At 73.9% G+C, this 12,104-nt stretch carries 14 protein-coding genes; 9 read left to right on the top strand and 5 right to left on the bottom strand.

Going from position 1 to position 12,104, the window contains the following annotated elements:
- The first annotated feature begins 43 nt into the window (after positions 1-43).
- Positions 44-871 carry a class I SAM-dependent methyltransferase gene (locus OG617_RS30665; RefSeq protein WP_405096382.1) on the top strand — a complete coding sequence of 276 codons (828 nt, stop codon included), beginning with the start codon at positions 44-46 and terminating at the stop codon, positions 869-871.
- A 12-nt stretch (positions 872-883) separates the two neighbouring features.
- On the opposite strand, the gene OG617_RS30660 is transcribed toward OG617_RS30665, so the two are convergent.
- Positions 884-1,417 (bottom strand): GNAT family N-acetyltransferase, encoded by a 534-nt coding sequence (locus tag OG617_RS30660; protein WP_405096381.1) that lies wholly within the window; start codon positions 1,415-1,417, stop codon positions 884-886.
- A 187-nt stretch (positions 1,418-1,604) separates the two neighbouring features.
- Between OG617_RS30660 and OG617_RS30655 the strand changes: the two genes are divergently transcribed.
- Positions 1,605-2,114, top strand: coding sequence for a DinB family protein (locus OG617_RS30655; protein WP_405096380.1), 510 nt, complete (start codon positions 1,605-1,607; stop codon positions 2,112-2,114).
- A 90-nt stretch (positions 2,115-2,204) separates the two neighbouring features.
- Here OG617_RS30655 and OG617_RS30650 read toward each other — a convergent pair whose 3' ends face one another.
- Both OG617_RS30650 and OG617_RS30645 read right to left on the bottom strand, forming a co-directional pair.
- A complete protein-coding gene (locus OG617_RS30650; protein ID WP_405096379.1) occupies positions 2,205-3,137 on the bottom strand; it encodes a TauD/TfdA family dioxygenase in 933 nt (310 codons plus the stop codon).
- A 176-nt stretch (positions 3,138-3,313) separates the two neighbouring features.
- Positions 3,314-3,751 carry a DUF6069 family protein gene (locus tag OG617_RS30645; RefSeq protein WP_405096378.1) on the bottom strand — a complete coding sequence of 146 codons (438 nt, stop codon included), beginning with the start codon at positions 3,749-3,751 and terminating at the stop codon, positions 3,314-3,316.
- A gap of 198 nt (positions 3,752-3,949) precedes the next feature.
- Here OG617_RS30645 and OG617_RS30640 point away from each other — a divergent pair, with 198 nt between their 5' ends.
- The 7 genes from OG617_RS30640 to OG617_RS30610 all read left to right on the top strand — a co-directional run bounded on the left by OG617_RS30640 (position 3,950) and on the right by OG617_RS30610 (position 9,992).
- Entirely contained in the window at positions 3,950-5,044 is a 1,095-nt protein-coding gene (locus OG617_RS30640; protein WP_405096377.1) for a sensor histidine kinase, read from the top strand.
- Positions 5,041-5,706, top strand: a complete 666-nt coding sequence (locus OG617_RS30635) for a response regulator (protein ID WP_405096376.1) — start codon at positions 5,041-5,043, stop codon at positions 5,704-5,706. Before OG617_RS30640 ends, OG617_RS30635 begins: the two co-directional genes overlap by 4 nt.
- 193 nt (positions 5,707-5,899) lie before the next feature.
- On the top strand, positions 5,900-6,382 hold the full coding sequence (locus tag OG617_RS30630) for an LPXTG cell wall anchor domain-containing protein (RefSeq protein WP_405096375.1): 483 nt from the start codon (positions 5,900-5,902) through the stop codon (positions 6,380-6,382).
- 88 nt (positions 6,383-6,470) lie between these two features.
- Complete coding sequence (locus tag OG617_RS30625) at positions 6,471-7,106, top strand: class F sortase (RefSeq protein ID WP_405096374.1); 636 nt, start codon at positions 6,471-6,473, stop codon at positions 7,104-7,106.
- A gap of 76 nt (positions 7,107-7,182) precedes the next feature.
- Positions 7,183-8,292, top strand: coding sequence for a magnesium and cobalt transport protein CorA (locus tag OG617_RS30620; protein WP_405096373.1), 1,110 nt, complete (start codon positions 7,183-7,185; stop codon positions 8,290-8,292).
- Positions 8,293-8,724: 432 nt separating this feature from the next.
- Complete coding sequence (locus OG617_RS30615) at positions 8,725-9,390, top strand: C39 family peptidase (RefSeq protein ID WP_405096372.1); 666 nt, start codon at positions 8,725-8,727, stop codon at positions 9,388-9,390.
- 182 nt (positions 9,391-9,572) lie between these two features.
- Positions 9,573-9,992: a YchJ family protein gene (locus OG617_RS30610; protein ID WP_405096371.1), complete on the top strand. Its 420-nt coding sequence runs from the start codon at positions 9,573-9,575 to the stop codon at positions 9,990-9,992.
- A 64-nt stretch (positions 9,993-10,056) separates the two neighbouring features.
- Here OG617_RS30610 and OG617_RS30605 read toward each other — a convergent pair whose 3' ends face one another.
- The gene (locus tag OG617_RS30605; protein WP_405096370.1) at positions 10,057-11,106 is read right to left on the bottom strand and encodes a mechanosensitive ion channel family protein; all 1,050 of its coding nucleotides are present in this window, start codon (positions 11,104-11,106) and stop codon (positions 10,057-10,059) included.
- 120 nt (positions 11,107-11,226) lie between these two features.
- Positions 11,227-12,072 (bottom strand): hypothetical protein, encoded by an 846-nt coding sequence (locus OG617_RS30600; RefSeq protein ID WP_405096369.1) that lies wholly within the window; start codon positions 12,070-12,072, stop codon positions 11,227-11,229.
- Between the last annotated feature and the right edge of the window lie 32 nt (positions 12,073-12,104).

Genomic DNA, 12,104 nt, shown 5'->3' with positions numbered 1-12,104 from the left:
ATCCCCGTTGAACCCGCAGCGGCGGGTGTGGGACCGTCACGCCGTGACGGACTATCGCAGCGTCAACCGGGCCAGCTGGGACGAACGGGCGCCCGCCCACGCCAGGTCGCCGGAATACGCCCTGGACCGGTTCCTCGCCGACCCCGGGCATTTGAGCGAGGTGGTCCGCTTCGACCAGCCGCACCTGGGCGACCTCACCGGCCTGCGCGGGGTGCACCTGCAGTGCCACATCGGCACCGACACCGTGTCGCTGCACCGCCTGGGGGCCCGGATGACCGGGCTGGACTTCTCCCCCACCGCCCTGGCCGAGGCCCGTAGCCTCGCCGCGGGCACCGGCGCGGCGGTCGACTTCGTGGAGGCCGACGTGTACGACGCGGCGGCGGCGCTGGAGCCGGGCGGATTCGACCTGGTGTACACGGGCATCGGGGCGTTGTGCTGGCTGCCGGACATCCGCCGCTGGGCGTCGGTGGTCGCCACGCTGCTGCGCCCTGGCGGGCGGCTGTTCCTGCGTGAGGGCCACCCGATGCTGTTCACGGTGGACGACGCCCGCCCCGACGGGCTGCTCACCGTCGAGTTCCCGTACTTCGAGCGGCCGGAGCCGACGGTGTTCCAGGCCCCGGGGACGTACGTGACGACCGAGGAGACGTTCACGCACAACGTGACCCACGAGTGGAACCACGGGCTCGGCGAGGTCGTCACAGCCCTGCTGGACGCGGGGTTCGAGCTGACCATGCTCGCCGAGCACGACAGCGCCCCATGGGACGCCCTGCCGGGGCGGACGGTCCGAGCCGGGCCCGGCGAGTGGCGGCTCGCCGACCGGCCCTGGCGGCTGCCGCAGACGTACACGCTCCAGGCCCGCCGACGCGCCTGACCCGGGGTGGGGTCAGGCGTCTGCCCGCCGGCGGTACAGCACGCTGCGGCGCAGCGGGCCCGACTCGACCTCGGGGTCGTCGAAGTCCTCGCCCGGGTCGGTGGTCATGCCCAGGCGCCGCATCACCGCCTGGGAGCGCACGTTGCCGACGGCGGTGATCGCGACGATCTCGGGCAGCCCGAGGGCGTCGAAGCCGTGGCGCAGGGCGGCGCGGGCGCCCTCGGTGGCGTAGCCGTGGCCCCAGGCGGGGCGGGCCAGCCGCCAGCCGACCTCCACGCCGGTGAGCGGCATCCCCTCGTCGACGTCGTCGAGGCCGACGAAGCCGACGAAACCGCCGGTGTCACAAACCTCGACGGCCCAGAAGCCGTAACCCTTGGCGTCGAGGTCGGCCTGGAAGCGGCGGGCGGACGCGGCGGACTCCTCGGCGGTCAGCGGCGGGCCGAGGAACTCGCGCACCTGCGGGTCGGCGTTCATCGCCGCCCACGGCGCCAGGTCGCTGTCCCGCCAGCCCCGCAGCACCAGCCGTTCGGTGCGGATCTCGATCATCGACCCACCGTACCGCCGGGGTCGAGGGGTTTTCGGCACCGCGACGACGCCCGACCGGCCTGCCGCTGTGGGCGTACATGAAGGACGCCTCGTTGCAGTACCGCGGCCGAGCCTGAGCGCCGCGCCGCCGGCCGGTCACCGGGGGAACGCCACCCGCGGTGGCCGGCCGTGGCCCATACTCCCGGCCATGAGCCTGCCGCTGCCGGAGCCGGGGCCGTCGTCGGACGTGCCCGCCTTCTTCCTCACCTACCTGGACTTCTACCGGGAGGCCGTCGCCGACGGACTCGCCGGGCTGACCGACGCGCAGGCCCGGTCGGTGCGGGTGCCGTCGGGCTGGACGCCGGTCGAGCTGATCCGGCACCTGACGTTCATGGAGCGCCGCTGGCTGGTGTGGGGGTTCCTCGGCGAGCCGGTGCCCGACCCGTGGGGCGACCGGGTGGACGGGCGCTGGCACGTCGGCCCCGACGAGACGGTGGCCGACGTGGTGGCCGCGCTGCGCCGCGGCGGGGCACGGACCAGGAGCATCGTCGGGGGCGCCGCGCTGGACTCGCCGGCCGCCCTTGGTGGGCGGTTCACCGACCCGGCCGCCCGGCCGACGCTGGCCGCGATCCTGTTCCACGTGCTGCAGGAGTACGCGCGGCACGCCGGGCACCTCGACGTCGTCCGCGAGCTGATCGACGGCCGCACGGGCGAGTGACCGCCTGCTGGAGATCGCCGTTGAACCGGTCGCAGCCGCACACCGACCGCCGGTGCCCCGTCCCGCTGCCCGCCGGCTGAGCCGGGCGGGTCAACGCCGGCCCGTGTCCAGCCAGAGCCGGATCAGGTCGCGGCGCCGCTCCCGCTCGGGATGGTCCTCGTACGCGGTGCGCGCGTGCACCACGACACCGTTGTCGAGGAACTGCATGTCCCCGGCCCGCAGGTCCATGCCGAGCACGAACCGCGGGTCGGCGTGCAGCCGGTCCAGGGTGTCCATCGCCTCCCGCTGCGCCGGGGTCAGCGGCGGTACGTGCGCGCCCCGCTGGGCCGAGCGGATGTAGTCCGGCCCGTAGTGGGCGGCGAGGCGGTCGCCGTCGCGGGTGTACACCGGCCGCTGGGCGAAGCTGTCCGGCCCGTCGCCGGTGCGCCGGTCGTACCACCACGGCTGGTAGAGCACCCGGGCCAGGTCGGGGCGGGTGCGCACGACCTCGTTGTGCACCGCCACCGAGCTGACGACCGTGCTGAGCCCGCCGCTGCGGGCCGGCCGGATGCAGAGCAGGGCGACGACGTCGGTCGGGTCGGCGTGATACCCGATGCCACGACGGTGCTCGTAGCTGCGGGTGGTCGGCCGGGCGGGGTCGGCCCCCCGGTCGCGGACGTGCCGCAGGAGCACGCCGTCGGGCCCCTGCGGGACGAGCCGGCCCAGGTGGGCGGCGACGCCGAGGGCGAGCAGTTCGCACCCGCGTTCGGTCAGCCCGGCGACGGGCAGGCCCCGCACCATCCCGACGCCGCAGCCGCCGGTCACCTCGGCGGCCAGCCGATCCAGCTCCGGGCCGAGGGTCGGCAGCGGGAAACCGGCCCGGGACAACCCGTCGAGGGGTACGCCGGCGGCCTCCACGGCGGCGACGGCGGCCCGCAGCTCGGCGCGCTGGGCGTCGTCGACCGTGAACCGCCACCGCCCGCCGTCGGCGAGCTGGTCGGCCCGCCAGTCGGCCGGCCCCCGCACCTGGTCGATCACCGCCACGGCGCCTCCCCGGATCGGGCCCGGCCGGGACGGCCGGGCGTCACCTCAGTCTGGACCGGCACGGTGTGCGGACGCGGCACGATCTGCCAGGGGCATAACGGCGGCCGGACCGCGCCCGATCGGACCAGGCCGCCCGCCGGTGCCCGTTCGTTCGGCCCCTGCCGGCCTCTGCCCGGTCAGGGGCGCCGGGCGCCGCCTCGGCCGAGCACCGGGATCAGGACGGCCCCGGCCGCGAGGTGCAGGGCCAGCAGCGTCACCGTCGCGGCCGTCCCGACACCCTCGGTCCCCGGCCCGGCCAGCGAGACCAGCAGGACCGCGACCGCGACCGCCGTCCACACTCCACGCACCCGCCGGATCCGGCGCTCCAACAGGGCGAGCAGCGCCCAGCCCGCGAGGCCGGCCAGCAGTGTGGCGGCGGCCACGGCCCACGGGCCCACCGGCTGCGGCCCGGTGCCCGACCGGACCTCGACGTCGATGCCGGCCGGCCCCGTGGCGGCGTACCAGACGGCGTGGGTGGCCCCCGTCGCGGCGAGAACGGCCAGGGCCCGGGTCCGGCGCCGGGCCGCCGCGCAGGATGGGACGGGGGACAGCCGGCCGATCGTGTCAGTGATCATCGCGATGCGCCTCTCGGTGGGTGGGCCGGGCGCCGCCCGGCGGTTCTGCGTTGTTCTCCGGGCACCGTAGGCGGGGCCGCGTCCCGCACGGATCGGCTGCGGGAACGGTTCCGCGCTCCGTCCCCGGACTCAGGTGTCGGCCGGATCTCCGTCTCACGGCCGATGAGCCCGACGTCGGGCCCGCCTAACATTCCGGGCATGCGCCGCTGGCCCCGCCCCACCCGCCTCCTGCTGGTCGACGCCGGTCTCACCCTCGTCGTCCTCGCCGTGACGCTGCCCGTCGCCGCCGTCGGGCAGTCCGGCGGTGGCCTCGCGGCGGCGTGGGGGCTGGCCGCCGCGCAGGCGAGCTGCCTGCTGTGGATCCGCCGGCGGCCCGTGGCGGCGCTGGCGGTGGCGACGGTCGCGGGCGTCGGCCTGGAAGTCCTCTGCCCGCAGCTCGGCTGGCTGGGGCTGGTGGCCGCGCCGCTGGCCTACCTGGCGCGGCTGCGGCCGCCACGGGTGTCCCTGGCGGCGCTGGGGCTGCTGGCCGCCGGCACACCCTGGAAGCTGATCGACGGCGGCCGGCTGGACCTGCTGCTGGCGCTGGCCGGCCTCGTGGCGGCCTGGGCGCTGGGCGAGGTGCAGCGCGGCCACGCCGAGCGCCGCGACGCGCTGCGCCGGCAGGTCGCCGTGGCCGAGCGCGCCCGGATCTCCCGCGAACTGCACGACGTGGTGGCGCATCATGTGGCGGTCATCGCCGTGCAGGCCGCCGCCGCCGAGGACGTGCTGGAACTGCGGCCGGACCAGGCCCGCGCCGCGCTCGGGTCGATCCAGGACGCCGCCCGCTCCGCGCTGACCGAGCTGCGCGCGATGCTTCAGACGCTCAGCGCGTACGACGACGGGGCCGAACCGAACCGGCCACAGCCCGGCCTGGCCCAACTCGACACCCTCGTCGAGGCGGTCCGGGCGGCCGGGGTGCAGGTCACCGTCGACCGTGACGGCCCCGGCGGTGCCCTGCCCGACGGGGTGGAGCTGTCGGCGTACCGGATCGTGCAGGAGTCGCTGACCAACGTCCTGCGGCACGGCCGGGCCCACCGGGTCGACGTCACCGTCCGCCACGACGACGGTGATCTGCGGGTGGAGGTCGTCGACGACGGCCCGGGCCCGCACCGCCGGTCGAGCACAGGGCTGGGCCGCGGCGTCGAAGGCATGCGCGAGCGGGCTCGGCTGCTGGGCGGCACGTTGGAGGCCGGTCCGCTGCCGTCGGGCGGGTTCCGGGTCCGGGCCCGGCTCCCCGTGCGGGAGGTCCGGTGACGATCCGGGTGCTCATCGCCGACGACCAGGACCTGATCCGCGCCGGCCTTGCGATGATCATCGAGGCACGGCCGGACCTGACCGTGGTGGGCGAGGCCGCCGACGGCGTGGAGGCGGTCGCCCTGGCGCAGCGCAACCGCCCCGACGTGGTGCTGATGGACGTCCGGATGCCCCGCCGCGACGGCATCGAGGCCACCCGGGACCTGGTGGCGCGGGGAAACCCCGCCCGGGTCATCATGCTCACCACCTTCGACCTGGACGAGCCGGTGTTCGCGGCGCTGCGCGCCGGCGCCAGCGCATTCCTGCTCAAGGACACCCGCCCCGCCGACCTCGCCGAGGCGGTACGGGTCGTGGCGCGCGGCGACGCCCTGCTGGCCCCGACGGTGACCCGCCGGCTGCTCGACCGGTTCGCCGACCGGCTCCCCGCCGACCCGCGGGCGTCCCGGCACCTGGCCGCGCTGACCGCCCGGGAGACGGAGGTGCTCGTGCTGGCCGCGCAGGCGCTGTCCAACGCCGAGATCGCCGCCCGGCTGCACGTCAGCACCGCCACGGTGAAGACCCACATGTCCGCCGTGCTCACCAAGCTGGGCCTGCGGGACCGCGTCCAGGCCGTGGTCCTCGCCTACGAGACCGGCCTGGTACGACCCGGACCGCCGGGCTGACGAGCGCCAGCACCGCCGTTTCCGCAGCTCTCATGCCGCCCGGGTGGACACGTGACGGCAACGAAGAATTCTCGTTTTCACCGGATCGGGGGCCCAACCCTCCTAGTGTTGGGCACACCGGTGCTAGTCACGGAGTTGGCCACCCGAACGACGTCCCACGCAGTCAGCGGACGAAAAGTGAGGGAAGACGCGTATGAAGACACAGTCAATTCTCGGATCGGCGGCGCTCGGCGTGGGTATCGGCACGCTCCTGCTCCCGGCCGCCGCGCTCGCGGACACCACGGTGTCACCGGCCACCACCCCCGTCGGCGGGACCGTGGTGCTCACCTCGACCTGCAACCCGAAGTCGGGCGACGCGATCTTCCGCGTCACCGGCCCCGACCGCGACCAGAACGTCCGGTCCACCACCGCCGCCGCAGGCGGCGGACTCAGCGCCGAACTGTTCACCGCCGGATTCACCCTCGGCACGTACACGGTCACGGCGACCTGCGGCGACGGGACCTCCTCAGGCAGCGCGACGTTCACCGTCACCCCCATCGGCGGGGCCCCGGCCGGCACCGGCACCGACACCGACAACCACGGCCTGCTGGCCGCCGGCGGCACCCTCGTCGGGGCCGCGGCCACCGGCGCGCTGCTCCTGACACGCCGCCGACGCCACGCGGCCACCCACGCCTGACGACACACGTCACCACCATCCTGAAACGGGTGCCCGCGCCGGCCCACACCGCCGCGGGCACCCGCCGCATACCCGAAGGAGGGCGCACGTGCCCACCGGCGACCAGGTCCCACGGACCGCCGTGGCGCTGATCGCGCTCGCCGGCGTCACCGGAGGCGGACTACTCACCCTCGGGGCGACCCGCACCCACCCACCACCACCCCCGGCCGCCCCGGGCACCGGGACCGACCCGGCCACGGGCCGCAGCACCCCACCCGGGACACCACTACCCCACGCCACACCGGTCAGGATCACCATCCCGGCGATCGACGTACGCGCCGACCTGGTGCCCGTCGGCGCCAGCACCACCGGCGAACTGGAGGTCCCACCGGCGGACCGGCCCGCCGTCGCCGGCTGGTACCGCCTCGGAGTCAGCCCCGGCGAAGCCGGCAACGCCGTCGTCGTCGGACACGTCGACTCCCGGGAGACCGGCCCGGCGGTCTTCTTCGCCCTCAGCAGGCTCCAGCCGGGCGACCGCATCCAGGTCACCCGCTCCGACACACGGATCGCCACGTTCACCGTCGACGGCGTCGGGTCGTACCCGAAGGCACGCTTCCCCACCGACCTCGTCTACGGTACGGGCGCCGTGCCCCGGCTGCGCCTGATCACCTGCGGCGGCCGATTCGACGAACACACCCGCTCCTACCTGGACAACGTCGTCGTCTTCGCCACCCTGCTCCCCTGACCGCCGCCCCCAGGCCCACCGGCGGCCGGGAGATCGCCTACGGTTGCCGTCAGTCCCGGCATGGCGGAGGTGAACGGTGGACCAGCGACCCGTGCGGACCCGATGGCTCGGGCGACTGCCCACCCTGTTACGCCACCCATGGAGCCGGCCGATCACGGACGCCACGCCAGCCGGCACGCGGTCCAACCCGGACGCCGTGGTCGACTGCGCCGTCTACGTCGACGGGCGACGCCAACCCGGGCGCCCGCACTACGCCAAGGCGTACACGCAACGCCGCCGCGACCGACGGTCGTTCGTCTGGCTGGGCCTGCACGACCCGACGCCGGCGGTGATGGCCACGGTCGGCTCGACCTTCGGCCTCGACGAGCACAGCGTCGCGCAGGCCCTCGCCGACGGACACCGGCCAACCCTGCAACGGCACGGCGACGTGACGCTACTGGTGCTGCGCACCGCCGGCTACGTCGCACACACCGAACTGACCGACACCTCCGAAGTGATCGACACCGGGGACGTGATGGTGTTCCTCGGCGACCGATACGTCATCACCGTCCGGCACGGCGCGGCCGGAGCGCTCGCCACGGTCCGCGAAGACGTCCAGCGCCGCCCGACGGTGCTGGCCGAAGGCCCCTGGGCCGTGGCGTACGCCGTCTGCGCCCGGATGGTCGAGCTGTACCTGGAGGTCGCCGGTCACGTCGAGACAGACCTGGAACGGCTGGAGGAAACGGTCTTCGCCCGCGACCGGTCCGCCGACATCCAGCAGATCTACCAGCTCAAGCGGGAAATCGTCGAGTTCAAGCGGGCGGTCCTGCCGTTGCAGGCACCGCTACGGGCGCTGCTCGGGCAGCAGCCCGACGGCCCACCCCCGGCCCTGCACAACTGGTTCGCCGACGTGGACAACGACCTGGCCCGGGCCGTCGACCGGGTCAGCGCGTACGACGACCTGCTCAACTCGATCCTCCAGTCCCGGCTGGCACAGCTGGCCGTCGAGCAGAACAACGACATGCGCAAAATCGCCGCATGGGCGGCGATCGCCGCCACCCAGACCGCCGTCGCCGGGATCTACGGCATGAACTTCACCAACATGCCCGAACTGCAATGGCGCTACGGCTACGCGGGAGCACTGCTGGTGATGGCAACCGCCGCCCTGACCCTGCATCGACTCTTCCGCCGCTCCGGCTGGCTCTGACACCCACCCCCAAACCCCCCACCCCCGCCCACCGGTATCACCCCGTTGATCAAGAGGTTTACGTCTACGGGGCGTCGGATCCGGACGTAAACCTCTTGATCAACGGGGTGAGGGAGGGGCGTGGTGTCCGGTTCGGGGGTAGATGTCCGGTTGGCTGGGTGAATCGGTGGGCGGGGTCAGCTCGGTGGGGGAATCGGTTGGGGGGCGGGGGCGTTGTACATGGTTCACCCGGGTGAGACCGGCTCGGGGTAGCTCCCCGGGACCGGGCCCTCCGTGGAATGTGGGGCCGGCCGGGGTGGTTACATCCCCTGGACGCTCGAGCAGGTCCCCCCGATCGCCGGGCCCGTCCCCCCGAACCTGACCCCCCTCGCGGCACACGTCGCTTCCCAGCGGGTGTTGCCGCGTGTCCCCCGACCAGAGGAGCACGCCATCATGCGTACCGATCTGATCCGTAAGACTGTTCTTACCGCTGCTGGTATCGCCGCCACCGCCGGTGGTATCGCTGTCCCCGCCATCGCCGTTCAGGCGGCTCCGGCTGAGAAGGCCGTCGCCACCGCGTCGGTGCAGGCCGACCGTAGGGCTGCCGGGGAGCGGCAGCTCGATGTCCGGTACGAGGCTCAGCCGAACTTCTACTACTGTGGTCCGGCTGCCGCGCGTAACGCCCTGTCGGTGCAGGGTAAGGCCATCAGTGTTGACGCCATGGCGAAGGAGATGGGTACCACCGAGGACGGGACTGATTCGATCAACGACATCACTCCTGTGCTGAACAAGGAGACCGGTAAGGCTGACGCGTACCGCAGTGTCGAGATCAAGACCGGCAAGGCCGACGACGGTCAGACCGACAAGTTGCGCGGCGATGTCGTCCGTACCGTCGACAGCGGTCGTGCGGTGGTGGCCAACATCGCCGGCACCTCCACTGACATCGACGGCGGCGTCCACTCGTTCGAGGGCGGCCACTACATCAGCGTCGTCGGTTACCGCGACAACGGCGGCATCGTGAGGATCGCCGACTCGGCCAACCCCGACCAGGCCAGCTACGAGGTCACCGTCGACAACCTTGCCGACTGGACCGCCACCCGCGGCTACGCCACCTCCTGACAACGACAACGCCAACGCCAACGACAACGCCAATGACAAGGGCCGGCCCCCACCCGGGGACCGGCCCTTTCGTCGTCGGTCAGCCGACCAGGTCCCGTCGGGCGTGCGAAGGGCCGGGGCGCCCGGGACAGAGCCAGGGAGCCCTCGCCCAGATGTCCCGACCGCTGCGGCAGGATGGGGACGTGGCGAAGAAACCCGCTCGGCGCGGCGCACCCCGAGACGCGACCGGACCCTGCCCGTGCGGGAACAGCCTGCCCTACCCGGAGTGCTGCGGACCGCTGCACCGAGGCGAGACGGACGCAGCCACCGCCGAGGCGCTCATGCGGTCCCGGTTCAGCGCGTTCGCCGTCGGCGACACCGCCTACCTGCTGCGCAGCTGGCACTCCTCGACCCGACCCGAACGGCTGCGCCTCGACCCCGGCCAGCGGTGGACCCGGCTGGAGATCCTCGGAGCCGAGCACGGCGGCCTGTTCGACAGCGCCGGCACGGTCGCGTTCCGGGCCCACTACCGCGAAGGCGGACAGCCCGGGACACTCACCGAGCACAGCCGCTTCACCCGCGAGGACGGCCACTGGGTCTACGTCGACGCGCTGCCGGACTGACCGCCTCTGCCTCCCAGACGCGGGGTGGACCGGGCCCGCCGCCCATCCACCCCGCGCCCCGGTGTCAGCGAGCCGGGGCCTCCCCGTCCGGCCGGGGAATGACCACCGTGGCGTCACCCGGCAACCGATCGTGGTCGCCGCCGCGCTGCGCATACGGCGGGGTCGGCTCCGACCCGACGTACGGGACCACCGGCTGGGTCGGCTCGACACCGTCGCCGGACAGCCGGGGCACCACCTGGGTCCGGTCAGGATCCTCGCCAGCCGTGACCACCTGCGTGCGGTCGGGGTCGTAGCCGGACCCCCTCGGCACCACCTGCGTCCGGTCGGCGTCCCCGGCCACCGGGACGACCGGCTCGACCCCCTCGGCGTCCCCGGCCGCCGGCCCCGTCGCCGCCAGCCGGGCCGCCACGTCCCGCCGACCCGCCTGGTACGCCCGCGCGTGCGTCGCGATCAGCTGCGACTCCCGCTCCGCCCGGCTCAGCCACGACTCCCACCGACTCTGCATCGGCCGGACCAGCCCACCGCCCACCCCGACGACGAGAATCCCGCCGACAGTCGCCAGCACAGCGACCAACACCGGCGTGGTCACCGCCGTCGCCACGCCGATCTGGTTGAGCGCCGCGATGACACCCAGCCCGAGGATGAACACCGACGCGATCGTCGCCAGCACCCGCCCGTACGACAGACCACCCAGCGCACTGCTGATGATGTCCTTCACCGCGTGCGCGATAGCCGCCGCGACCACCACGATCACGATCGCCACGAACGCCCGGGGCAGCCACGCGATCACCCCGGCGATCAGATCCGAGATCGGGTTCGGACCCCAGATACCGAAGGCGAGCTGCAACGTCACCAGCAGCACCCCGTAGTAGGCGAGCTTCGCCACGATGTCGCTCGCGTCGTACCTGGACCGGGCCAACGCGGCCTTGACCCCGCCGCGCTCCACCGCCCGGTCGAAGCCGACCCGCTCCAGCACCTTGTCCACGACCTTCAGCACGGCCTTCGCGACCAGCCAACCAGCCACCAGGATCGCCACAAAACCAAGAGCCTTGGGCAGGAACAGCAGCACCGCACGCAGGGCATCCCCCACCGCGTCACCGAAGTTGTCACTCATCGAAGGGTCCCTCACACCAGTAGGTCGCAACAGATCCGCCCGTCCTACCCCGACCGCCCAACCCGCAAACGCCCCGACACCCCGACACCGACCACCGGCGGCGCCCACAGACGTCCGCCGTCAGCGCCGCCGGCAGACGTAACTGACCTCGGTGCCGGCCTGCACCGCCGACGGCTCAACGATGTTGACCGTCGCCGTCTCACGCGTCGCGCCCACCCCGCTGAAGGACCACTTCAGGGGCAGCGCCACCGTCCGCTGCCCCCGCCCGACCCGCTCGCCGACCAGCGCCCCCGGCGTCGACCCGGAACGCAGCCACTGGTAGCGGATCGTGCCGGCATTGCCGTTGGTCCGCACCGTCGCGACCACCTCCACCGTCACGTCACACCGGTCGCCGGCGGGCTCGGTCACCGCCACCGTGACCCCTTCGATCACCAGGGGACTCAGCCGCTGCCAGACGAACAGCCCGACCACCACCACCAACACCACAGTGACCAGGGTGGACAGCACCGAGACGACCCGCCGCCACGCCGACCGGGGCCGCCGGACCGAGCCCGACTGCCGCCAGGCCGGGGCAGCCGGCACCCCCGGCCCGAACCGCACCTCGCCCACCGACCCGCCGACGGTCGGCCCAGCCACCGTGGCCGGTGCGGTCCCGCCGGCCCCGATCGTGGGACCGGTAAAGCCCCCGGCGGTACGCGCAGAGCCGCCCCCGCCCCACGTCGCGTCCGGGCCGCCCGGCCCGGGCGGCCCGGACGGCCACGCCCAGCCCCCTGCGGGCGGCACAGTCGCAGCGGGCTGGCCGCCCAGCCCAACCGTGCCGCCCAGCCCGACCGTACGGCCGAGGTCCACCGTCCGGCCCAGGTCGGCGGTCGGCTCCCCCGGGCCCGGCCGCCCCGAGCCGGACGGCGTCCCGGGGCGCACACCACCGAGTGGCAGTGCCGTCGTCGGCTCGTTCGGATCGCTCATCGCCAGCCTCCCGGCATCATCGTCGGTCGCCC

The organism is Micromonospora sp. NBC_01412 (assembly GCF_045040215.1).
Classification (GTDB): Bacteria; Actinomycetota; Actinomycetes; order Mycobacteriales; family Micromonosporaceae; genus Micromonospora; species Micromonospora rubida.
This window is presented reverse-complemented; position numbering and strand designations above follow the sequence as displayed.